The following is a 26,591-nucleotide window of genomic DNA, read 5'->3' on the forward strand; positions in this document are numbered from 1 at the left end:
CCGGCGCGGCGCCGGGCGCCGCACTTGCCTGCCGGAATCGTATTGCCGTTGCGCACATCGAAGCGACGGCGTGTGGCGTTACGCGTAACTTCGGCTGCATTGCACATCCGGAGGTGGACATGAAGGTATGCGTGCTGGGCGGCGGTCACGGTTGCCATGCGGCGGCGATCGATCTGCTCGAAAAGGGCCACGACGTGACATGGTGGCGCCGCGATTCGGAGGCGGCCGCGAGGCTGCGCGCGCTCGGCGCGCTGAACGCGAGGGATTGGCGCGGCGCGCGCACGATCCCGATCGGCGCCGCGCGCGGCGCGATTCGCGTCGTCGACGAACTCGCCGATGCGATGCGCGACGCGCGCCTGATCGTGATCGCGCTGCCCGCGACGACGCACGACGCGCTGTCCGCGCGGATCGCGCCGCTGCTCGCCGATGGCCAGGTCGTCTATCTGCCGCCCGGCACGTTCGGCAGCTACGTGTTCGCGCAGGCGCTCGCGTCGGCGGGCAATCGCAGCCGCGTCGCGTTCGCGGAAACGGGCACGCTTCCTTATCTCGTGCGCAAGCATGGCGAGCGCGACGTCGTGATCAGCGCCTACGCGACGCGCCTGCCGACGGGCGTGTTCCCGGCGAGCGCGGCCGGCTGGGCGCTCGACGTGCTGAAGGCCGGCTATCCGTCGATCGAGCCCGTCGAGGACGCGCTGTCGGCCGCGTTGATGAACGCCGGGCCGGTGATTCATCCGCCGCTCATCATGATGAACGCCGGGCCGCTCGAACACTTCGATGCGTGGGACATCCACAACGAAGGCACGCAGCCGTCGATCCGGCGCGTGACGAGCGCGCTCGACGCCGAGCGGATCGCGGTGCGCGAGGCGCTTGGCTACCGCGCGCCGCACTTTCCGCTCGCGGACCACTACGCGGCCGACGGCGACGAATGGATGTACGGCCGCGGCGCGCACGGCAAGCTGACGGACAGCGGCGACTGGCGGGAGGCGATCGATCTGAGGGCGCATCGCTACATGCTCGAGGACACGCGGCTCGGCCTGTCGCTCATCGTGTCGTGCGGGCGCTGGGCCCGCGTGCCGACGCCAGTCGCGCAGGGCCTTCTGAGCATCGCGAGCGTGGTGGCGCAACGCGACCTGTATCGCGAGGGCCGCACGCTCGAGCGACTCGGGCTCGCGGATGCGACGCGCGACGCGCTTGCCGCGCGGCTGCGCGACGGGTGGCCGGCATGAACGCCGCTGACGTGTCGCGCGCGCACGTGCTGGGCGCCGGGCGCATGGGGCAGGGCATCGCGCTGGCGTTCGCGTTCGCCGGCCTGCATGTGACGCTGATCGATTTCAAGGCGCGCGACGCGGCGGCGCGGGTGGCGTTCGATGCTGCCGCGCGCGCCGCCATCGGCCGCCAACTGGACGCGTTGAGCGTGCTGTGCGAGGTCGCGCCGCAGCAGGCGGCACAGGTGCTCGCGCGCATCGACATCGTCGATCGCGCTGCCGCGAGCGCGGCGCTCGCGGCTTGCGACGTGCTGTTCGAAGCGGCGCCGGAAGTGCTCGACGCGAAGTCCGCCGCCCTGCAATGGGCCGAGGCGTATCTGCGCACGGACGCGGTGATCGCCTCGACGACGTCGACATTTCTCGTCACCGACCTGCAGCGATGCGTCGCGCATCCGGCGCGCCTCTTGAACGCGCACTGGCTGAATCCGGCGCATCTGATGCCGCTCGTCGAGATCAGCCGCAGCGACGCCACCGATCCCGCAGCCGTCGCGTTGCTGAGCGCGCTGCTCGAGAGGATCGGCAAGCGGCCGGTCGTCTGCGGGCCGTCGCCCGGCTACATCGTGCCGCGCATCCAGGCGCTGGCGATGAACGAGGCGGCACGGATGGTCGAAGAGGGCGTCGCGAGCGCCGATGCGATCGATCAGGCGATCCGGACCGGCTTCGGCCTGCGTTTCGCGGTGCTGGGGCTGCTCGAGTTCATCGATTGGGGCGGTTGCGACACCCTCTATTACGCGTCGCATTACCTCGCGCGCGAGATCGGCCCGCGCTTCGCGCCGGCCGCCGTCGTGAGCCGCCACATGGAGACCGGGCGCGACGGCATCCGGTCGGGCGCGGGCTTCTACGATTACGCGGGGCGCGACGTGCCCGCCTATGTCCGGCGGCGCTTGAGCGAGTTCGGTGCGCTGCTCGTGCATCTCGGGCTCGTACCGGTGCTCGACGGCGCGCGCGGTGAGCGGCGCGAGTGACGAACGCATGAACGGCGGGCGCGCGCAGGACGAAGGCGCGGACGTCGATGGCGCGAGCGCCGCACGCCCGTGCCGCGCGCACGGACGCGCGCGCCGCCGCGCGTCGGCCAGACGCGGCGTGCCGAGCGGGTGCGGGTGGGCCGTCATGCGGCTTCCGGCTTCGCGTCGGCGGCGCGGCGCGGCACGTGGCGCGTCTCGCGGATGAAAGCGAGCGTGACGAGCGTGACGGCGCCCATCGCGACGAGCAGCAGCAACACCGGCCACGCGGCGTGATAGCGGGCGAGCAGCGCGGTCGCGATGACGGGCGACAGCCCGCCCGCGAAGATCGAAGCGACTTCGTGGCCGAGCGCGACGCCCGAATAGCGGACTTCGGTGCTGAACAGCTCACCGACGAGCGCGGGCAGCGTGCCGATCATCGCGCCGTGGCTGAGCGCCGCGCCGAGCGTGAGCGCGAGACAGACGAGGAGCGGCTCGCGCGTGTCGATCAGCCAGAAGAACGGAAACGCGGCCGCGACGAGGCTCGCCGCGCCGATCAGATAGACGGGCTTGCGGCCGATGCGATCGGACAGATGGCCCCAGCCGAGCATCGCGGCCATTTCGACGACCATCGCGCACATCACGCCTATCAGCATCACCCGGTTCGGCACGCCGATGCGCCTGCCATAGACGAGCGAGAACGCGAGGAACACGTATGCGCCGCCGTTTTCGGCGATACGCAGCCCCATCGCGAGCAGCACTTCCTTCGGATGGCGCCGGAGCACTTCGACGATCGGCATGTGCGGCGCCGCGCGCCGTTCGCTCGCGCGCTCGAAGTCCTTCGTCTCCGGCAGGCTGCGGCGCACCTGGAGGCCGAACGCGAAGATCGCGACGCTCGCGATGAACGGCACGCGCCAGCCCCAGCGCACGAACGCGTCGTGCGGCAGCGTCTGCGCGGCGAGAAACGCGGCGCACGACAGCACGAATCCCGCGCCCACGCCCAGTTGGCTCCAGGCCGCGTAATAGCCTCGGCGATCGGCCGGCGCGTTTTCGCTGATCATCAGCACGCCGCCGCCCCATTCGCCGCCGGACGCGATGCCTTGCAGCAGCCGCAGCGCGACGAGTGCGGCGGGCGACCAGAAGCCCGCCTGCGCATAGGTGGGCAGCAGGCCGATCGCGAACGTCGACGCGCCCATCAGCATCAGCGTCCAGACGAGCGAGGTCTTGCGGCCGCGGCGGTCTCCGAGGTGCGCGAACACGACGCCGCCGAACGGCCGGGCGACGAAGCCGAGCGCGAACGCCGCGAATGCGGCGAGCGTCGCGACGAGCGGCGGCGCATCCGGCGGAAAGAACAGCTCGCCGAACACGAGCGCGGCGGCGGTGCCGTAGACGAAGAAGTCGTACCACTCCATCGCGTTGCCCGTCACGGACGCGACGACGATCTTTCTGAAACTGGCGCGCGTGCGCAACGGCGCGTTCGCCGCGCGCGAATTGTCGGTGAACGGCATGACGACTCCGATTGGGGGAAGGGCGATGCGGCGCCGTCTGAATGCGGCGCTCGGCGCGATCAAGTGTTGATGTGCGCCACGGGCAGGTCAAATCCACCGAAATTGGGCGGCCCCATAACCGGTGTCGATATAACGGCGGCGTGACGTGGGGGCGGCCGGTGTCGGGCAGGCCGAGGATCATGTCGCGGCCGCCGGCTGCCGAGCCTTGCAGGAATGCCCGCGCGGGCGCGTTTCGCGGCGCACGCCATCGGGCGTTCCTGATCGGGCGTTCCTGTTTTCCCGGCTGCGCGCTCGACGCAGCCGCGGGAACGCCGCCGCGCGACGGCAACGAAGCCGGCGGCAACGGCGCGAGCCATGGATCGCCAGCGCCGCGTCGGCGACCGGGCGCCGTGTTGAGGATCGCATTCGACGCCGCCCTGCCGGGACGGACAGTCCGTCGAAACGGCCGATCGAAGAATTTTCACCAAGGGGCTTGTGCGCCCGCGCGATGCTCTCTATAATTCGCGCCTCACACAGGCTCGTAGCTCAGTTGGTTAGAGCACCACCTTGACATGGTGGGGGTCGTTGGTTCGAATCCAATCGAGCCTACCAACGCACATCGGACGCGGATGAACAGCGCAGCAAAGCCCTTGCGGGCGAGCGCTTTCATCCGCGTTCTTCTTCGTCCGGCGCGCGTCGCGCGATCGCCGTTCCGGCTGGGCGGCGCGTCTTTCGGCATCCTTCGTTTCTCGTCGTTTCTTCCGCTGCGATGCGCGAGCGCAAGCGTGCGCGCGTGTCGCGTGCACCGTGTCACGTTCCGTCTTTCACGCGCGATCGATCGCACGCCGCTTCATGCGCGAGCCGTCGCGCAAGGCGCGTCACCGTTGCCGGCAACACCGCCCCGCCGGACACTGCGTCGCGCGCGGCCCGTGCACGCAGCCGTATCCGCCGCACCCCGCGCAGCCGCCGACCCGCGCCGGCAGCGATGCGATCCGCCGCCGTCCGATCACCGGATGGCAACCGCGCGCGCACACGTCGCCCGCCCGGGCGCTCGCGCAAACGCCGCGATTCGCGTGCCGCCAGACGATCACGTTCATGCGGACCTCAGCGCACGCAGGCCGAGCGCGAGCGCGTTGCACGGCGCTTCGATCGCGGCGAGCGGGAAGCGCGCCGTGTCGCTCGCATGCGGCTTGCTCATCAGCGCATGGACGATCCGCTCGCTCGCGTGGCCGTCGCCATACGGATTCGTCGCGTGCGACATCTCATCGTATGCGTCGTCGTCGTCGAGCAGCCGGGACGCCTCGCTGACGATGCGCTCGGTGTTCGTGCCGACGAGCCTCGCGGTGCCCGCCTGGATCGCCTCCGGCCGCTCGGTCGTGTCTCGCGTGACGAGCACCGGCTTGCCGAGCGCGGGCCCTTCTTCCTGAATGCCGCCCGAATCGGTGATGATGAAACGCGCGCGCGACATCAGGAAGACGAACGACAGATATTCCTGCGGCGCGATCAGATGGATGTTCGGCAGGCCGTCGAGCAGCGAGTGCGCGGGCTCTTGCACGTTCGGGTTCAGATGCAGCGGATAGACGAAGCGCACATCCGGATAGCGGAGCGCGAGCGTGCGCAGCGCGTCGCAGAAATGCGCGAACGGCTCGCCGAAACTCTCGCGCCGATGGCCGGTGATCAGCACGACGCGCTCGTCGCGGCCGAGAAACGGAAACCGCGCGGCGATTTCGCGCGCGAGCGGCGCGTCGGCTTCGATCATGCGCTTCACGTCGTGCAGCGCGTCGATCACCGTGTTGCCGGTCAGCACGACGCCATCCGTCGGCACGCCTTCGCTGAACAGGTTGTGCTGCGCGCGCTCGGTCGGCGCGAAGTGCCACGACGACACGGCGTCCGTCACGCGCCGGTTGAGTTCCTCGGGCCACGGCGACCAGATGTCGCCGCTGCGCAGCCCCGCTTCGACATGCCCGATCGGCAAGTAACGGTAGAACGCGGCGAGGCTCACCGCGAGCGTCGTCGTCGTGTCGCCGTGCACGAGCACGAGGTCCGGCTCGAAATCGTCGAACACGGCGCCGATCGTCTGAAGGATGCCCGTCGTCACGTCGGCGAGCGTCTGGCTTTGCCGCATCACGTTCAGATCGTATGCGGGCGCGATGCCGAACAGCGAAAGCACCTGGTCGAGCATCTGCCGATGCTGGGCGGTCACGCACACCCGCGCGTCGACATCGGCTCGCGTTTGCAGCGTGCGCACGAGCGGCGCCATCTTGATGGCCTCGGGACGAGTGCCGAACGCAAGCAGGATTTTCTTCATCTTGGTCCCCGATTCACGGTTGTTCCGATCGATCCGGCACCGGCGCGGCGGCCGCATGCCGCAACGCACGAGTGCGTGCGCGTAGCGTGCGGGCCGCGCCGCGCGGTTCGCCGCACGATGTGCGACGGTATTGCGGCGTCCGGGCCGGCGCATGCGCGGGGATTCGCGGCGCGAATCGCGCGGCGGCAGGCCGGGGCCGTCGCAGTAGGCGGTCACGTCATGAATCGCTCCTCGTGATGTCGTGAATCGGCGGCGCGCGTCGCGCACGTCCGTGCGCGTCGTATCCGGCGCGCTGCTTCGAACACTGCCGAGCAATATTCAAACCAGCGTCGTCGCAGCTTCGCCGCGCCCGGCTGGGCGCCGCGCCGGCACGCCGGAACGTCTCGCCGCTGTTACGGCGGCCAATGGCGTTTCACGTCATCGCGCGCGTGCGTCGCGCGGCGCGCACGCACGGTGGGCGAATGCCGTTCTCGCGCGCGATGCGGCCGCCGCCAGGATGCCGGCCCGCGGAGCCTTCGGCTTGGGTGAGCGTCGCGCGCGCACGAGGGCCGGCCGTGTGCGCGACGTCCTTGGCGCGGCGATTGCCGTCAGGGATTTCCCGGTCCCGGCCGCCCAAGAGCGGGCCACGGCCGCCGCCGTCGCGAAACGTATCGAATCTGAAACGCGCCCGTTAGGCGGCCTGCTTTCGGCCGGTCGCGGCCGCGCGAAGCGCGTGCCGGACGCCCGTAAAAGCAGACTTTTTGCGGCGGCGACGCGCGATGCTGCGCGAACATCGCGGCCGCGATCCCGCCTGCCCGCCTGCCCGCACGCGGCCGCGATCACGCGAGTCGTGCGGGCCGCGCGGCCGTGCAGGCCGTTGCGCGCGGTACGCATCCGCTTTTCGGCGAGCGCCGCGCGGTGCCGTGCGATGGCATTCCCGATGGTGATTCGCCGATGAATCAAAACGCCGCGTGCGTGCCGGCGACGGCAATCCGCGTTCGCCGCGAAACCCCTGTCGCGCGGTCTTTTCCGAACGATGGCTCGTCCCTTGCTTTGAACCATGCAGATCCGTTCCGACGCGATACGACATCAGCACACCAAAGGAACGGCCGATGTGACGAAACCGGAAACCGGCGGTGCGGCGCGCGCTTGGCGGCGTGGCGCGACAGGTGGCGAGGCGCGACGGGCGATGAACGATACGCGCGCGCCACGCGGCGCCGGCTTTCTTTTGCAAGTCCGTGCGGGGGCAAACGCAGCCGCCGCCGACGCGGGCACGGGGACTCGAGCATGAAGAACGGGCGGGCGATGTCGTTGTGCGTGCAATGCGTGCTGTTGCTGATCGTGTTCGCCTGTTCGCTGATCGTGCGCGACACGGCGATGCGGTCGGCGTCCGCGTCGCTCGCGACGGTGCCGCTCGTGAGTGACGGGCGGACAACCGCACGGGTTCGCGTGGTCGCGGAGCCGAGCAGGCCGTATGCGGAGGCGGTTGCGTTCGCGGAACCCGCATCGTTGGATGCCGAACGGTCTTTCGCGGCGGCGAGTCCGCCCGCCGTCGACGCGGTGCCGGTGTCCGGCGGACGGATCGCCGCCGGCCTGTGCGCGGCTTACCTGTGGATATTCGCGCTGCTGACCTGCGTCTACGCGTCGCGCAATTACGTCTTCAGTCTCGATCGACTGTTCAAGCCGCAGCACGCGCCGTATCGCGCGATCATGAACGCGGACTGGCCGGAGATCACGGTGTTCGTCGCCGCACACAACGAGGAGGCGGTCGTCGCCGATTGCCTGACGGCGCTCCTCGCGACCACCTATCCGCGCGATCGCCTGACGATCGTCCCGGTCAACGACCGCTCGACCGACAACACGCGCGCGCTGATCGACGCCGTGCAGGTGCGCGCGCCGGAGCTCATCAGGCCGTTTCACCGCGAGAGCGGCAAGCCCGGCAAGGCGGCGGCGCTGAAGGACGCGCTGCGCGAGATTCGCGGCGACATCATGATCGTGTTCGACGCCGATTACCTGCCGCGCCCGGGCCTGCTCAAGGAACTGGTCGCGCCGTTCTTCGATCCGGAAGTGGGCGCGGTGATGGGCCGCGTGGTGCCGCAGAACGCCGATCGCAACCTGCTCGCGCGCCTGCTCGATCTCGAGCGCGCGGGCGGCTATCAGGTGAACCAGCAGGCGCGCAACAACCTTGGCCTCGTGCCGCAGTACGGCGGCACGGTGGGCGGCATCCGCAAGAGCGCGCTCGACGCGGTGGGCGGCTGGCGCGACGACACGCTCGCCGAAGACACCGACATGACGTACCGGCTGCTGCTGAGCAACTGGCGCACCGTCTACCTGAACCATGCGGAGTGCTACGAGGAAGTGCCGGAGCGGTGGCCCGTGCGTGCGCGCCAGCTCACGCGCTGGGCGAAGGGGCACAACCAGACGCTGTTCCGCTACCTGATTCCGCTGCTGCGCAGCCCGGTGACGTCGCGCCGCTGCCGGCTCGACGGCGTGCTGCTGCTCGGGGTGTTCGTGATGCCCGCGCTGCTCGCGCTCGCGTGGGGCATCGCGCTCGTGCTGTATCTGACGAACGGCATCGATTCGCTCGCGCTCGGCCTGCTCGTGTCCGTGTTCGCGCTGTTCGCGTTCAGCACGTTCGGCAACTTCGGCGTGTTTTTCGAGATCGTCGTCGCCGCGCGGCTCGACGGTCGCGCGACGCGGCTGCGGCTCGTGCCGGTGAACGTCGTCGGATTCTGCGTGACGATCGCGGCCGTCGTCGCCGCGTTGTGGGGGCTCGCGCTCGACGTGCTGCTGCGTCGCGAGCTGCGTTGGGACAAGACCGAGCGCTTTCGCCGGCCGGTGAATTCGGGACGCTGAGCGATGACGACCTTCAATGTGATGATGCCGGTGGCGGGAATGCTCACGCTGCCGTTCCTGCCGCTGCTGAACGAACTGGTGAGGCGCAGCGATGTCGCCGCGCTGCCGATCGGCGAAGGGCCGTTCGTCGACTATCCGCTGCGCGCCGCGCAGTGGCTCGATGCGCTGCGCGCGAGCGCGCGCGGCGAGCCGCCCGCGCAGAACGGCGCGGCGCCGCCGTGGCAGGCGCTCGGCCTGCGCGTCGAGCATGTCGACGCGCTGCAGCTCGCGCGCGGCGACTGGCGCGACGGCGTGCTGTACGCGGACCACACGATTTCGCTCGGCGCGGGCTCGCACGCGACGTACGCGTTCGCCGAGGAACGCATCGAGATGCGCGCGGGCGCGACGCTCGGCGGCTTCGCGTACGCGCCGAATGTCGACATCGACAACACGCTCGTGCACGGCGCGGTCGTCGGACAGGCGGTGCGCGTTCATGGCTGCGGCGGCTTCGCGAACCTGCACGGCACGCCGATCGTGTTCGGACGCGTCGTGCGCGCGCTCGGCCGCGACGGCACGCTGACGCCGCGTCGCGCGATGTCGCTCGCGAGCCGGCTCGCCTACGTGCCGCACCGCGTGCTCGACGGCCGCTATCTGGTGCAGCGCGACATCCGCCTGCCGTCGCACACGATCCTGCACGGCACGCTGATCGTCGACGGCCGGCTGACGCTCGGCGAAGGCTGCGTGCTGATCGGCAGCGTGAAGGCGCACAGCGTCGTGCTCGAGTGCGACGCGTTGCTGAACGGCGCGGTGTTCGCGCGCGACGACGTGCTGCTCGACGAGGCGAGTTGCATCGACGGCGTCGTGTCCGCGGGCGGGCTGCTGCGGCTGACGGGCGCGCGCATCGGCGCGGCGGATCATCCGGTCAGCGCGTGCGCGCGCGACGTGTCGGTCGTCGGCCATGCATGCGTGCACGGCGACCTCGTCGCGTGGCGCAGCGGCTGGTATCACGCGTCATAACAAGGAGACCGACATGCCTGCGCTCCGTTGCCGACGCGGCCCGCCCGTCCCTGTCGCCGCCGTCGCGCTCGCGTGCGCGTGCGCGTTCGGCGCGCCGCCCGCGCGCGCGGCCGCGGCTTACTCCGAGGGGCCGGTCGCCGCCGCGAATGCGCCGTCCGAGCCGGCCGGCATGCCGGCCGCTCCCGCCGCTACGGCCGCTACAGCCGCGTCGCTTGCCGCACAGCCCGCGCCGTCCACGTCGCCTGCGCCGTCCGACGCACCGCCCGGGCCGCCTGGCCCACCAGGACCGCCCGGGCCGCCTGGGCCACCCGGACCGCCCGCGATCGCATCCGCGCCGCCCGCCGCACCGCGGTCCATGGCGCCTTCCGCGCCGTCGCTCACGCCGCCGCCCGCCGCGCCGCTCGTCATCGTTCCGCGCCAGTTCGACGACACGGCGCTCGTGAAGGTCGACCCGGAAGGCATGCCCGACGGCTGGCCGCTCGCCGAAGTCACGCCGAGTCAGGAAAATCAGCCGACGCTGCCGGAAGCGATCGTCACGCACGTGCAGGCGCCGGCGCAGCGGCACACCGAGCTGTCGCTCGCGTATTCGATGGCGCACGTGACGAACGGTTACGGCGACTGGTACGGCGTGCATCTGCGCGGGCTCTATCAGGCGGGCGGCCACACGTTCATCGGCGAGCTCGCGCAGTTGCACCGCTTCCATGAAAGCACGCAGCTCGGCGCGATCACGTACCTTCAGGACATGGGGCCGGACTGGTTCGGCGGCATCGGATTTTCCGGCACCACGTCCGGCACGATCCTGCCGAGCGCGCGCGTCGACCTGTCGCTCAACCGCAAGCTGCTGGCGAACCGGTCGCTCGTGCTGTCGGCGGGCGCGGGCTACGCGTGGAACCGCGACGGCCATCGCGATCAGCTCTACCACCTCGGCGCGATCTGGTACGCGGTGCCGAAGTGGATCTTCGAGGCGGGCTGGAACTACACGGTCGATTCGCCGGGCTCCGTGAAGGCGCCCACGTATTACGGCGCGATCACGTACGGCGAGGTCGGCAAGAGCCTCGTCGTGCTGCGCGGCGGCTTCGGCCGCGAGGCGTACCAGGCGATCGGCAACAACGCGCAGATCACCGATTTCCGCAGCCACGAGGTATCGCTGAAGTGGCGTTACTGGGTCACCCGCAAGTGGGGCACGCAAGTCGAGTTCGACTACTACCACAACCCGTACTACTCGCGCATCGGCGGCGAGGTCGGGATGTTCTATCGGTGGTGACGGCGGGCCGCATGGACATCGATCCCGTCCCGCCCCCCGATGATCGTTCGCTGCGCACGCACGCGCATCCGCGGCGCTGGCTCGCGTCGACGGCGCTTCTCACGCCCGCGCTGTACGCGCTGCTGTGGCTCGCGCTGCCGTACGCGTGGCGATACTGGCGCGCGGTTGTCGGCTGGGGCGCCCGGCAGCTCGACCCGTCGCTCAGCGCGGTCGTGCTCGGCTATCCGGCGCGCGCGCCGCGCGTGCAACTGCTGTCGATCAATCTCGCCGCGCGCATGCCGAGCGGCGCGCTACTGTTCGCGACCGCCGCGGTCTGCGTGGCAGGCTTCGCGGTGACGTTCTTTCGTCAGGCGAAATGGTTGCCCGGTGCGTACCTGCTACGGATCGCCGCGTTCGCGCAACTGATGATCTGCGTGTATTTCTGGGTGATGTATGGTCCGGCCGGCGCGGCGACGCCCGGCGTGGCGACGCCCGGCGCGTTTCCATACGACGCGCTGCTTCATTTGCGAGACGTGTTCGTGATGAACGTCGCCGCGATCGCGTTGATACCGCTCGTGATGGCCGCGCTCTACTACCCGCTCGATTTCTCGCTCGCGCAGAAGGCGTTCGCGTCGCTGCTCGTGCTCGGCTATTTCGTGCTCGCGCTGCCGTTCGTGCTGCTGCTGCATGCGGTCGTGATCTATCACGGCTCGCTGCTGTTCGTGCCGTTCTGCTATTTCGTGCTCGGCGCGCCGCTCCTGATCGGGCTGCTCGTCACGCTCTACAGCTATTGCGCGAGCTGGCGCGGCGCACTGACCCGGGAGCCGCATTGAGCCGCCGATAAGCAAAACACTCTCCGTATCAGCGTTGAGACGATTTCGCGAGATTTCGTCTGGGGTGAGTCGACGGGGCGGCCGCAAAGCCCGATCGGTCGGGGAAGCGAAGCGAATGGCACGGAGCTCGCTTCTATCGAGGGGAGGTCCGATCGCAGTGCCGCGCCGGATACGAGGCGGCGCCGTCATCGGAGGACGCCGGGCAGCGCGCCGGCGTGATGGACGGCCATCACATCCACGAGGCTCGGACCGGTCCGTTGCGCGGCGCGCTGGCCGCATCGCGGCCGGTCGCGAGCCGCCCTTCCTGTAGAGAGGAGCGCATCATGTTGGCAAAGTCAGGCAAGTTCTTGCGGGTCGTGTTCGCGTTGTTCGCGCTCGCGTTCGCGTTTAGCCCCGGCGGCGCGCGCGCGGCCACCAATCAACTGTTGTTGCTGGTTCCGGATACGCTCACGCTGCCCGACCCGAGAGTGTCCGCATGGCTCGACAGCGCGCAGGAGGAAGGGCTCCAGATCCAGGTGATCACGGACAGCCAGTTCATGCAGGCCGGCGCCGCGCTGTCGCAGTATCCGGGCCTGATCCTGCCCGACCAGGTGCACACGGTCGCCGACGACACGCTCGTCACCGCGATCCAGAACTATGCGCTGAACGGCGGCAAGGTGATGCTCGTCTACGATTTCGGCGTGCTGAATTCGGCGGGCTTCTATCCGATTCCGAAGTCGCGCTTCAGCTCGATGGTCGGCGTCGACTACGTGCTGTACGACCAGCTCGGCGGGAACATGATCGGCCTCGGCAACGTGACCGGCATGAGCAGCTGGCTGCGCACGATCCAGGTGCCGCCCGGCAAGTCGATGCCGTGGACGACGACGTCGGCGGCCACGACGACGAGCGCGCTCCTGACCGCCGCCACCGGCACGACGAGCACGGCGCCGTCGAGCACGGTGATGTACCTGAGCGCGAGCCCGTCGAATCCGGGCGGCCTGAAGAACTACAACCACAGCGCATGGTTCGGCTACACGCTGCCGAAGGGCGGCAAGGGCAAGTTCACGTCGACCTCGCCGAAGCTCAGGGGCTTCGTCACGGGCAAGCCCGTGAAATCGGGCACGTACAGCGCGAGCTCGCTGACGACCACCTCGACCACCTCGACCACCACGACGGCCAAGACGAACACATTGCTCGCGACGACGAGCGCGCAGACCGACACGCTCGAAGGCATCTCGGGCTACGTGTACGGGTTCCTCACGTATCCGAGCTTCGTCACGCAAGGCACGTACACGGGCACGACGATCCTGACTTCGCCGAGCTTCGGCCTCGTGTCGGGCTACAACGTTTACGGCAACGGCGGCGTGCTGTTCGTGAACCTGCCGCTCGCGTATCTGGACGGCCAGACCGACGGGATGCTGATTCACGGCTTTCTCCACTACTTCGGCACGAACCTGCTGAAGTTGCCGTCGCTGTCGAACTTGCCGAAGGCGAAGGGCGGCCTGGTGTTCCAGTGGCACTTCTGCGCGGAAGACCAGATTCAGCCGGCGCTTTATCTGAAGAGCCTCGGCGTGTGGAATAACGGTCCGTTCACGATGGCGGTCACGGCCGGGCCCGACGAAGCGACATTCGGCGACGGCGACGGCATCAACCTCGACAACAACCCGACGGCGATCAATCTGATGAAGTACTTCATCAGCAAGGGAGACCACGTCGGCAGTCAGGGCGGGTGGATTCACGACTACTGGGGCTTCTATGCGAGCGAAACCAATCAGAGCACGTTCCAGCAGTATCTGGTGCTGAACCATCAGGCGGTGACCACCGCGACGGGGCGGCCGGACACCGAATACGCGTCGCCTGAAGGCAATGCGCCGACGTGGGCCATCACGTGGCTCGAAAGCAATGGTTTCAACGGCTACTACTTCACGGGACACACGGGTTCCGAGCCGACGCGGGCGTATCGCAATGGCGCGCTGCTGAATCCGGGCCTGTGGGCATACCCGGTGATGCCGTTCGGCAAGTACGCGACGTTCGAGGAGTTCCAGCTGTATTCCGTGCCGACGACCGACGTCATCAACTGGTACACGAGTCTCATCAACTTCGTCGCGTCGAATCGCACGAGCCGGCTGATCTACGCGCACCCGCTCGGCGCATCGTCGTACACGGACGTGCTGACGTCGATCTTCACGCAGGCGAATGCGCTGAAGCAGCTCGGCCAGTTCACGTGGTACACGATGACCGACATCACGAACTTCAACCGCTCGCGGCTGAACGTCACGTGGTCGGCCACCGACATGGGCAGCAGCTGGGCGTTCGCGGCGAGCCATCCGACGAGCCTCGCGAACATGACGTGGCTGTTGCCGAAGGCGGCGTATGCGCAGCCGGTCGTCACGCTCGGTTCGGCCACCGTCGTCGGCACCGATGCGACGAACTGGCTCGTGATCGCGAACGGCGGAACGAGCCTCAAGTTCACGAGCGCAAAGGTGCAGTGACCAGCGGGAAGTCAGCACGACGCGCGCGGTTTCGGCCGCGCGCGGCGGCGAACACGAGGCACAACAGCGCGCAAGCGCACGACATCATGAACCGGCTCGCGCTCGTCGCGGCCGCTCGCGCCTGCGGGGCGGTCCGTCTACTTCTGCGCCGCGCGTCGCGAGCGGCGTCGTTTGCGATGTGCGGACTCGCGCTTTGCGCGAACGCGGCCGAGTTGCAACTGACCGGCTATTACCAGCGGCCCGACGGCGCGATCACCGTGCGCCTGAACGGGACCGGCATCGATCCGTATTTCGCCGCGAAGGCGCTGCTCGCCGCATCCGACGCGCAGCTCGACGCGCGCCAGGCCGCGCGCGCATGGATCGCGTGGCTGCTGCCGCGCCAGCGCGCCGACGGCGGCTTCGACCGCTTCTGCGTGAAGGACAGCCAATACGCGGCCTGCGCGGACGCGGACGCGGACGACTCGATGATGGCGACGTGGATGGAGCTGCTCGCGCGCTTCGCGCCGCCGGGCGGGATGCCGGCAAGCTGGGCGCGCAGCCTCGCGCGCGCGAGCGCGCATCTCGACACGCTGCTCGACAAGCGCACCGGCGTCTACCAGATCTCGCCGACGCTGCACGTCGCGCTCCTGATGGACAACGTCGAGGTGCACAGCGCGCTACAGGCGCTCGCCGCGTATTACATCCGCCATGCCGACTACGTGCGCGCGAGCCCGTGGAGCCGGCGCGCGGACCGGCTGTCCGCCGCGATCCTGCAGGTGTTCTGGCGCGGCGAGCAGTCTGGGTTCCGGGCGAGCACGCAGCAGATCGGCGACACGAGCTTCTATCCGGAGAAAGTCGCGCAGATTTTCCCGATCCTGTCGGGCATCCGCGTGCCCGGCCAATCGAACGCGACGATCTACGCGCAATGGATGCACCGCTACGGCAAGACATGGCTGCATCTGGCCGGCACCGATTTCCCGTGGGGGCTGATCGCGCTCGTCGCATACAAGATGAACGACTGGAGCACCGTCGCGTGCTGGCATGCGCGCTCCGGCCCGTACCGGCACGGCCCGCACTGGAACGTGCTCGAGGAAGCGCTTTATCTGGCATTCGAAAGCAGGATGGCCGATCCGGTCGCGCCCGCGAGCTGCGGGTTTACGACCGCGTCGGCCGCCATCGCGCCGCGTTGAGGGCGACGCGCGCGGGCATCGCAAGTCATCGGAGGTAACGAGTCATGTGCGGAATCGTGGGTGCTGTGGCGCAACGGAACATCGTTCCGGTTTTGATCGAGGGCTTACGCCGGCTCGAATATCGCGGCTATGATTCATGCGGCGTCGCGACCGTGGTGGACGGCGAGGCGCGGCGCGAGCGCAGCGTATCGCGCGTCGCCGATCTGGAGGCGCATGTGCGCACGGCCGGCTTGACCGGCACCACGGGCATTGCGCACACGCGCTGGGCGACGCACGGCGCGCCCGCGACGTGCAATGCGCACCCGATCTTCTCGCGCGATCACATCGCGCTCGTTCACAACGGCATCATCGAGAATCACGAGGCGCTGCGCACTCAACTGACCGGCCAGCATTACGAATTCGACGGGCAGACCGATACCGAAGTCGTCGCGCATCTGATCCACAGCAAGTACCGCGGCGACTTGCTGTCCGCCGTTCGCGACGCGACGACGCAATTGCGCGGCGCATACGCGATCGCGGTGTTCAGCAAGACCGAGCCGAACCGGCTGATCGGCGCGCGCGTGGGCTCGCCGCTCGTCGTCGGCCTGAAGGACGGCGAGTGCTTCCTCGCGTCGGACGCGCTCGCGCTTGCCGGCCTCACCGACCAGTTCATCTTTCTCGACGAAGGCGACATCGTCGAGCTGACGCCCGGCGGGGTGAGGATCGTCGATCGCGACGGCAGGCCGGTCGTGCGCGCGGTGCAGACCGTTGCATCGACGCAGGGTGTGGTGGAGCTGGGCGATTACCGGCATTTCATGCAGAAGGAGATCTTCGAGCAGCCGCGCGCGGTTGCCGCGACGATTCCCGACGCGGGGCTGTTCGATCCGGCGGTGTTCGGCCCCGACGCGCGGCGGGCATTCGAGCAGATCGACAACGTGCTGATCCTCGCGTGCGGCACGAGCCACTACGCGGGATTGACCGCGCGCCGCTGGCTCGAGACGGTCGCGCGGATACCGGCGCAGGTCGAGATTGCGAGCGAGTACCGGTACAGCGACGCGGTTGCGATGCCGAATACGCTGATCGTCGCCGTGTCGCAGTCGGGCGAGACGGCCGATACGCTCGCCGCGCTGAAGTACGCGCAGGCGCTCGGCCACATCGATACGCTCGCGATCTGCAACGTGCCGACGAGCGCGATGATGCGGCAGGCCGGGCTGCGCTTCCTCACGCGTGCGGGCCCGGAAATCGGCGTCGCGTCGACGAAGGCGTTCACGACACAGCTCGTCGCGCTGTTCGTGCTGGCGGTCACGCTCGGGCGGATGCGCGGCTGCGTCGACGACGCGCGGCTCGCGCGCTACACGCAGCAACTGCGCCGGCTGCCCGGCGCGCTCGAGGACGTGCTCGCGCTCGAGCCGCGGGTCGCGCGCTGGGCGGACGAGTTCGCGCGCCACGAGAACGCGCTGTTCCTCGGGCGCGGGCTGCACTATCCGATCGCGCTCGAGGGCGCGCTGAAGCTGAAGGAGATTTCGTACATTCACGCGGAGGCGTATCCGGCGGGCGAACTGAAGCACGGGCCGCTCGCGCTCGTGACGGACACGATGCCGGTGGCGACGATCGCGCCGAACGATGCGCTGCTCGAGAAGCTCAAGTCGAACATGCAGGAAGTGCGCGCGCGCGGCGGGCAGCTCTACGTGTTCGCCGACGCGGACACGCGGATCGACGACGGCGACGGGATCTCGGTGATGAGGATGCCGGATTATTACGGGTTGCTGTCGCCGATCTTGCACGTCGTGCCGTTGCAACTGCTCGCGTATCACGCGGCGTGCATCAGGGGCGCGGATATCGACAAGCCGAGGAATTTGGCGAAGTCGGTGACGGTGGAGTAGGAAGGGGGGATTGCCAATTTCCTGGTGCCGAGTCGCATTAATTTCAGTTACGAGCCCTCGGTTTGGTTTTGGCTACGGGGTCCTTACCGGCGGCTGGGCGTTACCTGATAAGGCATAACCGGAACGAATGTCAAAGGGGCGCTGGAGCGTTTTTCAGCGCCCTTTTTTTGCGGCTGGCTGACAGACCCGCAACGCACGCAGGCGTGCCTGAACCACCGATCGCCTGTTGCGTTCACGCAGTGCTTCTATCTGAATCAGATCGTTGCTTAATCCGTCGGCCTCCACGAATTCCATCCGATCTCAGGTCACGGAAGCATGATACAAATGCAACGCATACGCATCACTTTTTCTTATACCGCGCTCGTCAGGCCACCGTCGACGAACAGCGTCTGACCATTCACAAAATCGGACGCGGCTGACGCAAGGAAAATCGCTGCGCCGCACAGCTCGTCGACGCGCCCCCAACGGCCGGCTGGCGTGCGCTTGCACAACCAGTCGGAGAACGCCGCATCGTCGACCAGCGCGCGATTCAGTTCCGTTTCGAAATAGCCGGGCGCGAGGCCGTTCGCCTGAATTCCGTGCCTAGCCCAGTCCGCGCACATTCCTTTCGTGAGCATCCGTACCGCACCCTTCGTCGCCGCATACGGTGCGATCGTTGGCCTGGCGAGTTCACTCTGCACCGAACAGATGTTGATGATCTTCCCGCACCTGCGCGTGATCATATGGCGCGCAACGGCCTGCGCGACATTGAATACGCCGTCGAGATTAACGCGCATCAGCGCATGCCAGTCGCCAGGCTCAAACGCGTCGAGCGGTGCACGGCGCTGGATGCCCGCGTTGTTCACGAGGATGTCGATAGCGCCGTTGCGCGCCTCGAAGTCGTCGATCGCCGAGCGCACCAGTGCGTGCTCGGAGACATCGAACACTGCGTAGTCTGCCGCAAACCCATCATCACGGAAGCGCTTTGCGAGCGCCGCTACTCTTTCCTCATCACGATCGTTGATTACGATCGCCGCGCCGGCCTCAGCCAGTCCACGAGCGAGCGTCAGCCCGATTCCGCGTCCAGAGCCCGTGATCAGAGCACGGCGGCCGTCCAGGCGAAACTTATCTAACGTATTTGCCATATGAATTTCCTCGTGACAGTCGAGCCGGCAGCCAGCCGCGGCCAGTCTCGGATTGAGCGTATCTTGGAGGCTCCATAGACGCCGCACCAATGTTTTTTTCTTATCCAGTTATCATGGAACCTGATTAATAATCGCTGCTGCTTGCCAACCATGGAACTGAAGCAATTGCGCGCGTTCGTCACGCTCGCGGAAGAACTGCACTTCGGGCGCGCTGCGCAGCGCCTGTTCATCGTGCAGCCCGCGCTGAGCATGCAGATCAAGGCGCTCGAGCAAGCGCTCGGCGCACGCCTGTTTGAACGCGATCGGCACAAGGTCGAACTGAGCGACGCTGGGCGCGTGTTCCTGCCCGAAGCGCAGGCGACGCTGCAACAGGCCACACACGCGGAGCAGATGGTGCGGCTGTCGAGCCGTGGGGAAGTCGGTACGCTACGGATCGCGTTCGTGTCGTCGGTGTTGCCCGCGCTTCTGCCGGCCGTACTGCGCGCAATGCACGAGCGCTATCCGCTGATCACGCTCGAATTGAAGGACATGCCGACGCCCGACCAAGTCACCGAGCTGCGTTACCGACGGATCGATTTCGGGATGATCCGGCTACCAGCCTCTTATGCAGGCATCAACACGCGCGTGATACTCGAGGAAGGCTTTGTTATCGCGCTGCCGCCGGACCATCCGCTCGCCGCACATGGCTCGATCTCGCCATCCGCGCTGCGCGGCCAGCCCGCCTTCGTGCTCGCCCGCCGCTACGCGCCCGGCTTTCACGACGCCATGCTGCTCGCGCTGAGCCGCGCGGGCACGACGCTCGAGATCGCGCAGGAGTTCGGGGAATTCACGACAATGCTCGCGCTCGTCGCGGCTGGCATGGGAATCGGGCTGATGCCGGCGGAAGCGGCCAGCGCGCTGCCGCCGAACGTGCTGGCGCGGCCGCTCGATCTGGCCGGGCACCGGAGCGGCATCGGCCTTGCGTGGACCGATCTTGACAGTCCGTTGAAGCGCACGTTCGTCAACGTGCTCGAACACGCAGCCATCGATTCGCGCTGAACGGAGGTGGCCGCGTGAATTCGGAGAGCCTGACAAGCGGATCGGCCGGGGCTGAGCTCGCGATAATGCTGGATAAGAAACCGGAAAGATGGCGAAGAGAAGGCGACGGGCGCACTCGGCGGCGTTCAAAGCGAAGGTGGCGTTGGCCGCAGTCAAGGGCGAGCGGCCGCTGGACGAACTGGCGCAGCATTTCGATGTGCATCCGGATCAGATCACGGAATAGAAGCGGCAATTGCAGGAACACGCAGCAGACATATTCAGCACGGCAAGTGCATCGCCGAGCGACTATTTTTCCCTGCCCGGGCAGTTTGGCGTAGTGGGCTTGTTCCTCTTCGTTTGCGTGCTGTTCACGCTGCCGCGGAATCTGTTCAGCTGCTCGGGCTGTCGCAATCGCTCGCCGCGCCGTTCTTCTTCTCGTTTCCGAGTTTTCCTTTGATCGCGCTGCTGGCTGCGGGCGCAGCGTCGGCAGAAGCACGACATCCGGCTGCAGCACCGGCGGCAGGATAGCTCGCCGTCGCCTGATCGCATCGCGAAGCGCCCAAATCTCGTCGGCCCGCGCGATGTCGTCGGGCGGTGGTGCGCTTGCGCGCATTTGGCGACGAGCGGCCGATCGCACTCGCGCGCCGTCGCACCGCCTGGCGGCATCACACCGCGAGGGCACTCAACTTTTGACCTTTTGCCCTTCGTTGGAGGGGCTCGTGCATTGACGGCTTACCCAGCATCGAGTCCGGCATGGTTATCACGCATCATGATTACGGTATCAAAAATTGCCATTTGCACATGCTGGGAGCTGTGCGGTCAACTAGTCGTTAGTTGAAGCAGACCTCAGAATTTAACTGATTTCATATGCAGATTTGCGTCCGGTGACCGTTGGGAGAGAACAAATCAATGATTTTGATCGTAATGGGCGTGTCTGGTGCCGGGAAGTCGCATATTGGCGAAATGCTCGCAAAGCGCCTGTCGTGCAGCTACACCGATGGAGACGCATTTCACAGCGCTGCCAACAAGGCCAAGATGCGTCAGGGAACGCCGCTGATCGATGAGGATCGCTGGCCATGGCTGCGGTCGGTTCGCTCGGCCATTGAGGACAAGCGACGCTCGAACGACACGGCGGTGTTCGCTTGCTCGTCACTGAAGCGTGCATATCGCGAAATGCTGCGTTCTGGCGACACAGACGTCTGCTTTGTGTACCTCAAGGGTTCGCCCGAAGTGTTACGTGCGCGCTTGAATCGCCGTGCCAATCATTTTTTTGATCCATCCTTGCTCGAAAGCCAGTTCAAAACACTTGAAGAGCCGGGGCCGCGTGAAGCGATCGAAGTCAGCATAGAGCTGACACCCGATCAGATCATCGATCATGTACTACGAAAGATCAGTGCCAGGCTCCGATGCGCGCAAAATTAAGCGAATCGAGTTATCGAAAGACTCGAAATATTAACTTAGGAGACGAAATGGAAAGTGAAAATTCCCTAGCCAAGCAAAGATGGTGGTATCTAATGCCCGTCATCTTTATCACCTACAGCCTCGCTTATCTGGATCGCGCGAATTACGGCTTCGCGGCAGCCGCCGGCATTGATAAGGATCTGGGTATCACTCATGGAACATCGTCGTTAATCGGCTCGCTGTTCTTTCTAGGCTACTGCTTGTTTCAAGTACCCGGCGCAATTTATGCTCAGCGGAGTAGTGTCAAGAGGTTGATATTCTTCAGCCTCATCCTTTGGGGGCTCTGTGCGACGGCCACAGGCATGGTGAGCAACATCCCGATGTTGATGGTATTGCGCTTCATACTTGGAGTAGTGGAAGCGGCGGTAATGCCGTCAATGTTGCTCTATATCAGCCGCTGGTTTACGCGCAGTGAGCGAGCTCGGGCCAACACCTTTTTGCTTTTGGGAAATCCAGTGACTGTAATTTGGATGTCCGTGGTGTCCGGCTACCTGGTTCGCAGCTGCGGCTGGCGAGAGATGTTCGTGATTGAGGGAATGCCGGCATTGGTATGGGCCATCGTTTGGTGGTTCACGGTCAAGGAAAGACCATCCCATGTCAGCTGGATGAACTGCATTGAAAAGAATTGGATAATTTCGCGCCTCGAGGACGAGCAGGCTCATATTCCTCCGATCCGCAACTACAAGGCTGCGTTTCGTTCCCTGATCGTTTTGAAGTGCTGCGCGATTCACGCGCTGTGGAGTATTGGCGTATATGGCTTCATCATGTGGCTGCCGTCAATCCTCAAAATGGCGTCGACGATCGATATGGTATCGGTCGGTTGGCTTGCGAGCGTTCCGTATGTCGGCGCAATTGTGCTCATGGTGGGTGCATCGTGGCTCTCCGACAAGGCAAACAATCGCAAGCTCTTCGTCTGGCCTCTTCTGACCATTAGCGCTATCGCCTTCATCACATCGTATTTGATCGGCGGATCGCATTTCTGGGTCTCGTTCTGGCTTTTGGTTGTGGCCGGGGCGACAATGTACGCGCCATATGGTCCGTTCTTCGCGCTGCTATCTGAGTTGCTTCCGAGCAACGTGTTCGGTGGGGCGATCGGTATCGTCAACGCGAGTGGCGCATTGGGCGCGTTCATCGGCTCCTGGATCGTTGGCTGTCTGAATGGCGTAACCGGTAGTCCGGCTGCTTCCTATGTGTTCATGGCAGCGGCCCTGTTGCTATCCGTGATCATCACGCTTTCCGTTCCCAACGTGTCGGCACAACGTGCGAACGCAGGAGGAGCACTCCCTGCCATGGCAAAGGCTCAGTGATTCCTGTCAGGCTCGGCGCGGCGGTGCGCCAGCGATTTGCTAGGGCGTGTTCACACTACATTAGTTTGAGGTTATGCTTCGGAGATGGAAATCTCCGAAGCCCAATTCAAGCAGATCGAACATTGCCTGCCGCGACAGCGTGGCAATGTGAGCCTGTCGAACCTGCAAGTGCTCAACGCGATCCTTTATGTGGCCGAGCACGGATGTAAATGGCGCGGCCTGCCACCACGTTTCGGCCGCTGGCACACGATCTACACGCGCATGAACCGTTGGTCTCGCAACGGTGTACTGGACCGAGTGTTCACGGAGTTGCAGCGCGCGCAGATCATTCGCGTTCGGATTGAAGCGGTATCGCTGGATAGCACGATCGTGAAGGTTCATCCTGACGGCACCGGTGCGTTAAAAAAAATGGACCTCAAGCCATCGGCAAGTCTCGCGGAGGATGGACAACCAAGATTCATATGGTTGCCGCGGATGCTCGAACAGCCATAACGTTCGCACTGTCGCCCGGTCAAGCCGGCGATGCGCCGCAGGGACGTGCACTGCTCGAACGCCTGGGGCCGCCGAATCGGCCGCTGCACCTGCTGATGGACAAGGCGTACGAAGGTAACGAAACCCGACAACTCGCGCTCGATCTCGGCTTCATCCCGGTCGTCCCTCCGTTGAGTACGCGCGTCGAGCCTTGGGAATACGACCGGGAAATGTACAAGCGTCGTAACGAAGTCGAGCGGCTGTTCCGTCGATTGAAGGGTTTTCGTCGCATCTTCTCGCGCTTCGACAAACTCGACTTGATGTTCATTGCCTTTATCAACTTCGCCCTGATTATCGAAGCCCTTCGATAGTGTGAACACGCCCTAGAGCATGACGGCATGCATAGAGGACCGACCGGATGAACGTGACCACGGGATCGCCGAGATTGCACGAGAGGGTGAGCTCAGTAGGCGACTGACGCAATTACGCGGCATCGCGACGCGCTTGCGTTGATCATTGCCACGGATCGCTATGCTGCCCGGCGTGCCGATAGTACGTCAACGGTGCGATCGGCGGCGGGGGGGGAATCCCCCCGAAAAGCCACCAGGATCAGAAGTAGAATTTTCTTGTTGAGGGCGTTCTAGGGAATGAAGAAGTCGAGACTCACGGACAGCCAGATCATGGATGCGCTCAAGCGCGTGGAGACAGGGCTTGCGATACCGGACCTATGCCGGGAACTGGGCGTCAGCACAGCGACGTTTTACAAGCGGCGCTCGAGGTACGGCGGCATGGACGTTTCGCTGATCGCGCGGATGAAGGAGTTGGAGGCCGAGAATGCCCGGCTGCGCAAGATGTGCATCGAGGAGAAGATCAAGGCCGAGATCGTGGCGGAGGCGCTCGCAAAAAAAGATTGAGGCCATCTTGCCGGCGTGAGATGGCCATGCATGCGGTGTCCAGCCGAGGCGTACCGATCCGGCTGGCATGTGAGGCGTTTGGGATCAGCCAGGCCCGTTATCGGTACGTCGGTCGGCGCAGCGCCGAGAACGACGAGATTGCGAACTGGCTGCTGCGTCTGACGGACAACCACCGGAACTGGGGCTTCGGACTGTGCTTCCTGTACCTGCGCAACGTGAAGGGCTTCTGCTGGAATCACAAGCGCGCGTACCGAATCTATCGCGAACTGGAACTGAACCTGGAGCCTATCCGAATGTTTGTGTGTGAGGCATAAACTGATGGCCAAGGAGCCACTTTATGCCACGCAAACGCAAGGAAGAAGTGACGATTGAACCGGGCAAGGGCTTGAACCTGGACCCGGAACTGATCAAGCAACTGGTACCCGGAACGCTGGATCGGGCAACGATCAACGAGCAGCTCGCCGCGCTCAAGAAAGCAATCTTCGAACGCGCGCTGGGCGGCGAACTGACCCACCACCTCGGCTACGAGAAGGGCGATGCCAAGCCGGCAGGCCGCACGAACCACCGCAACGGCACCAGCCGCAAGCGCATCACGACCGACGACGACCTGCTCGACGTCGAGATTCCGCGCGACCGAGAAGGCACCTTCGATCCGGTGCTGATCGCCAAGGGCGAGCGACGCTTCACCGGCTTTGACGACAAGATCATCGCGATGTACGCACGCGGCATGAGCGTGCGGGAGATTCAGGGTTTCCTGCTGGAGATGTACGGCATCGAGGTGTCGCCGGACTTCATCAGTACGGTGACCGATGCCGTGATCGACGAAGTGCGCGAATGGCAGCAGCGGCCGCTCGAGCCGATGTACCCGGTCGTGTTCTTCGACGCCTTGCGAGTCAAGATCCGCGACGAAGGCGTGGTCCGCAACAAGGCGATCTACCTGGCGCTGGGCGTGCGCCGCGACGGCACACGCGACGTGTTGGGCCTTTGGATCGAGCAGACCGAGGGGGCCAAGTTCTGGCTGCGGGTGGTGAACGACCTTAAGCTGCGCGGCGTGCAGGATATCCTGATCGCCGTGGTCGACGGCCTGAAGGGCTTCCCGGAAGCGATCAACACGGTGTTCCCGGAAACGACGGTCCAGACCTGCATCGTGCATCTGATCCGGAACTCACTGGACTTCGCCAGCTGGAAAGACAGGAAATCGGTCGCAGCGGCGCTCAAGGAGGTCTATCGGGCACCGTCGGCCGAAGCGGCCGCCGTGGCGCTGGAAGCGTTCGATACGAGCCCGTGGGGTACGAAATACCCTCCGATTGCCGCGCTCTGGCGCCGAGCCTGGGATCAGGTGATTCCGTTCTACGCCTTCGCGCCTGACATCCGGAAAATTGTATATACGACCAACGCGATCGAGTCGCTGCACATGCAGCTTCGGAAGATCATCAAGGCGCGCGGCCACTTCCCGTCGGACGAGGCCGCGCTCAAACTGATCTGGCTGGCGCTGCGCAACGTCGTTGCCAAGTGGACCGGCTCCCGGCACGATTGGAAGAGTGCCATGACTCAGTTCGCACTGCTTTACCCGGAACGATTCAACATTGGAGTCTGAATCTCAACCCGCCTCACACACGAAATTCCGGATACCCCCCTGAACCTGCGGATCAAGCCGCGTAAGCGACTGGTCAGGCAGGTAGCCGCTTAACCTGAGCAGGTTCCGCTGGGTCATTGCACTTGCGCTTTGCAAAGCGCAGGTCCTCGGTGAGGCGGCGAGGCAACCTCGCAAGTTCTCGGATTCTCGGAAAAAAAGTAAGTAAACCAAACCTTCTGGCTCATAAACCCGGCGACCGGGATCAAACCGGCGGGAACTCGGGCGTAGATCATTTGCTGAAGGCGGGATCACTCAAACCGGCAGCCGGCCCGCCTTCACGTCCAAGGCGGCTCTATGCGTTGCCCTCTTTGCACCCGCAATCGGCTTCGACTGCGATCATGCGGTGAAGCTGCACAAAGCGCTCGTGTACCGGCGTTTGGAAAAGCGGGTCGGCGGACCGATGTGCGCCTGTCTGCAGGATTGAGGACCAATCGCCGGTATCCAGATAACGTTTCGCGATGGGAAACATCGTGAGCTCTTCAACCGCCATGTTATGTCGCAGTCGTTCCGCATACAATCGGATACGAAACTCGAGGAGCTCCCTGGACATATTTTCATCGCGCACCATTGATTCGAGATCCTGAATCAAAGCGTGTCCCTGACGCGCCAGCGTCGCGTGTTGCGCCGACAGTTCGCCCCCCAACTCGAGGGGCAACACTGTCTTCTCCAGCAGCTTGTCGATGATGCGGTCTTCCAGCGCATGGTGGTTCACGTCGGGAAACCGTGTCAGGTAATAGAGCGCATCCACGAGCAGTGCCGCATTCTCGGCCGCCTGTGCGTCGCGGAGCATCGATTGGCATTCGAGGAGTCGTACGAGCCGCTCCAAACGTCGGTGTTCGGCGATCAGATTGTCAATGATGCTCGCCATGCTGGGCCTCGCGCGACTGCGCTTCCTCCTTCATCGCGTCGAGCGCGAGTGCCGAATGCGCGTAAGCTGCACCCGCACGCATTTCGGCTGCGACCCAGATCGCTTCCATGATCTCGCCCTCCGTTGCACCAGCCTTCAGTGCCTCCTTCGTGTGACCGCGTATGCAATAAGGGCACTGCGTCACGTGCGCGACGGCCACCGCGATCAGTTGCTTCGTCTTCGTCGGCAATGCCCCGTCGGCAAAAACGCTGTTGCTGAACGCCCTGAATGCAGCGAGCGCTTCGGGGGCGAGTTCCCGGCGTCGTCTGGCGATTTCCGGTCCTGGCTGCGGATACATTGAGTTCTCCATCATTCATCCTTTGCGAAAATGCGGGCGTTCGGCG

20 protein-coding genes, 1 tRNA gene and 3 pseudogenes are annotated in these 26,591 nt (G+C 65.6%); 19 read left to right on the forward strand and 5 right to left on the reverse strand.

The window, feature by feature from the left end; translation table 11 throughout:
• The first annotated feature begins 119 nt into the window (after positions 1 to 119).
• Together BTH_RS01745 and BTH_RS01750 are read left to right on the forward strand one after the other, a co-directional pair.
• On the forward strand, positions 120 to 1,226 hold the full coding sequence (locus BTH_RS01745) for an NAD/NADP-dependent octopine/nopaline dehydrogenase family protein (protein ID WP_009895163.1): 1,107 nt from the start codon (positions 120 to 122) through the stop codon (positions 1,224 to 1,226).
• Entirely contained in the window at positions 1,223 to 2,230 is a 1,008-nt protein-coding gene (locus BTH_RS01750; protein WP_038707681.1) for a 3-hydroxybutyryl-CoA dehydrogenase, read from the forward strand. Before BTH_RS01745 ends, BTH_RS01750 begins: the two co-directional genes overlap by 4 nt.
• Before the next feature lie 143 nt (positions 2,231 to 2,373).
• Here the strand turns inward: BTH_RS01750 and BTH_RS01755 are convergent, their stop codons facing one another.
• Positions 2,374 to 3,714: an MFS transporter gene (locus BTH_RS01755; protein ID WP_009895166.1), complete on the reverse strand. Its 1,341-nt coding sequence runs from the start codon at positions 3,712 to 3,714 to the stop codon at positions 2,374 to 2,376.
• A gap of 514 nt (positions 3,715 to 4,228) precedes the next feature.
• Here BTH_RS01755 and BTH_RS01760 point away from each other — a divergent pair.
• Positions 4,229 to 4,305: transfer RNA gene (locus BTH_RS01760), tRNA-Val, on the forward strand.
• 481 nt (positions 4,306 to 4,786) lie between these two features.
• Here BTH_RS01760 and wecB read toward each other — a convergent pair.
• Positions 4,787 to 6,001, reverse strand: a complete 1,215-nt coding sequence (gene wecB, locus BTH_RS01765) for a non-hydrolyzing UDP-N-acetylglucosamine 2-epimerase (RefSeq protein WP_025370085.1) — start codon at positions 5,999 to 6,001, stop codon at positions 4,787 to 4,789.
• 271 nt (positions 6,002 to 6,272) lie between these two features.
• On the opposite strand from wecB, the gene BTH_RS34205 reads away from it, so the two are divergent.
• From BTH_RS34205 to glmS, 8 genes are all read left to right on the forward strand, one after another.
• Positions 6,273 to 6,938 (forward strand): hypothetical protein, encoded by a 666-nt coding sequence (locus tag BTH_RS34205; RefSeq protein WP_154660023.1) that lies wholly within the window; start codon positions 6,273 to 6,275, stop codon positions 6,936 to 6,938.
• 329 nt (positions 6,939 to 7,267) lie between these two features.
• A complete protein-coding gene (locus tag BTH_RS01775) occupies positions 7,268 to 8,836 on the forward strand; it encodes a glycosyltransferase family 2 protein (RefSeq protein WP_009895172.1) in 1,569 nt (522 codons plus the stop codon).
• Between the two features lie 3 nt (positions 8,837 to 8,839).
• Positions 8,840 to 9,832 (forward strand): polymer-forming cytoskeletal protein, encoded by a 993-nt coding sequence (locus tag BTH_RS01780; protein WP_009895174.1) that lies wholly within the window; start codon positions 8,840 to 8,842, stop codon positions 9,830 to 9,832.
• 13 nt (positions 9,833 to 9,845) lie between these two features.
• Positions 9,846 to 11,096, forward strand: coding sequence for a YaiO family outer membrane beta-barrel protein (locus BTH_RS01785; RefSeq protein WP_011400880.1), 1,251 nt, complete (start codon positions 9,846 to 9,848; stop codon positions 11,094 to 11,096).
• 11 nt (positions 11,097 to 11,107) lie between these two features.
• Positions 11,108 to 11,908, forward strand: a complete 801-nt coding sequence (locus tag BTH_RS01790) for a hypothetical protein (RefSeq protein WP_009895176.1) — start codon at positions 11,108 to 11,110, stop codon at positions 11,906 to 11,908.
• 323 nt (positions 11,909 to 12,231) lie between these two features.
• Positions 12,232 to 14,379: a membrane protein gene (locus BTH_RS01795; RefSeq protein ID WP_011400881.1), complete on the forward strand. Its 2,148-nt coding sequence runs from the start codon at positions 12,232 to 12,234 to the stop codon at positions 14,377 to 14,379.
• An 86-nt stretch (positions 14,380 to 14,465) separates the two neighbouring features.
• Positions 14,466 to 15,548 carry a hypothetical protein gene (locus BTH_RS01800; RefSeq protein WP_025370086.1) on the forward strand — a complete coding sequence of 361 codons (1,083 nt, stop codon included), beginning with the start codon at positions 14,466 to 14,468 and terminating at the stop codon, positions 15,546 to 15,548.
• A 44-nt stretch (positions 15,549 to 15,592) separates the two neighbouring features.
• A complete protein-coding gene (gene glmS / locus BTH_RS01805) occupies positions 15,593 to 17,410 on the forward strand; it encodes a glutamine--fructose-6-phosphate transaminase (isomerizing) (RefSeq protein WP_009895181.1) in 1,818 nt (605 codons plus the stop codon).
• 350 nt (positions 17,411 to 17,760) lie between these two features.
• Here glmS and BTH_RS01810 read toward each other — a convergent pair whose 3' ends face one another.
• A complete protein-coding gene (locus BTH_RS01810; protein ID WP_009895183.1) occupies positions 17,761 to 18,534 on the reverse strand; it encodes an SDR family NAD(P)-dependent oxidoreductase in 774 nt (257 codons plus the stop codon).
• 150 nt (positions 18,535 to 18,684) lie between these two features.
• Between BTH_RS01810 and BTH_RS01815 the strand changes: the two genes are divergently transcribed.
• From BTH_RS01815 to BTH_RS01845, 8 genes and pseudogenes are all read left to right on the forward strand, one after another.
• Positions 18,685 to 19,572, forward strand: coding sequence for a LysR family transcriptional regulator (locus BTH_RS01815; RefSeq protein WP_009895185.1), 888 nt, complete (start codon positions 18,685 to 18,687; stop codon positions 19,570 to 19,572).
• Positions 19,573 to 19,660: 88 nt separating this feature from the next.
• Positions 19,661 to 19,792 (forward strand): annotated as a pseudogene (locus BTH_RS34890) (IS3 family transposase); the annotation flags it as partial.
• 54 nt (positions 19,793 to 19,846) lie between these two features.
• A pseudogene (locus BTH_RS29420) lies at positions 19,847 to 20,079 on the forward strand (hypothetical protein); the annotation flags it as partial.
• 381 nt (positions 20,080 to 20,460) lie between these two features.
• Positions 20,461 to 20,973, forward strand: coding sequence for a gluconokinase (locus BTH_RS29425; RefSeq protein ID WP_080511250.1), 513 nt, complete (start codon positions 20,461 to 20,463; stop codon positions 20,971 to 20,973).
• A gap of 47 nt (positions 20,974 to 21,020) precedes the next feature.
• Positions 21,021 to 22,319 carry an MFS transporter gene (locus BTH_RS01825; protein ID WP_011400883.1) on the forward strand — a complete coding sequence of 433 codons (1,299 nt, stop codon included), beginning with the start codon at positions 21,021 to 21,023 and terminating at the stop codon, positions 22,317 to 22,319.
• Positions 22,320 to 22,403: 84 nt separating this feature from the next.
• Positions 22,404 to 23,161 (forward strand): IS5 family transposase gene (locus tag BTH_RS33100; protein WP_099005207.1). Its coding sequence is split into 2 segments (ribosomal slippage): positions 22,404 to 22,719 and positions 22,719 to 23,161, totalling 759 coding nucleotides; the frame shifts between segments, so codons are not numbered across the junction.
• A 276-nt stretch (positions 23,162 to 23,437) separates the two neighbouring features.
• A pseudogene (locus BTH_RS34895) lies at positions 23,438 to 23,985 on the forward strand (transposase); the annotation flags it as partial.
• A gap of 56 nt (positions 23,986 to 24,041) precedes the next feature.
• Positions 24,042 to 25,301, forward strand: a complete 1,260-nt coding sequence (locus BTH_RS01845) for an IS256 family transposase (protein ID WP_009891862.1) — start codon at positions 24,042 to 24,044, stop codon at positions 25,299 to 25,301.
• A 331-nt stretch (positions 25,302 to 25,632) separates the two neighbouring features.
• Here BTH_RS01845 and BTH_RS01850 read toward each other — a convergent pair whose 3' ends face one another.
• Positions 25,633 to 26,208 (reverse strand): hemerythrin domain-containing protein, encoded by a 576-nt coding sequence (locus tag BTH_RS01850; protein ID WP_009895194.1) that lies wholly within the window; start codon positions 26,206 to 26,208, stop codon positions 25,633 to 25,635.
• Positions 26,192 to 26,560: a carboxymuconolactone decarboxylase family protein gene (locus BTH_RS01855; protein ID WP_025988581.1), complete on the reverse strand. Its 369-nt coding sequence runs from the start codon at positions 26,558 to 26,560 to the stop codon at positions 26,192 to 26,194. Before BTH_RS01855 ends, BTH_RS01850 begins: the two co-directional genes overlap by 17 nt.
• Positions 26,561 to 26,591 lie beyond the last annotated feature (31 nt).

The sequence above is a fragment of the Burkholderia thailandensis E264 genome (assembly GCF_000012365.1).
GTDB classification, from domain to species: Bacteria; Pseudomonadota; Gammaproteobacteria; order Burkholderiales; family Burkholderiaceae; genus Burkholderia; species Burkholderia thailandensis.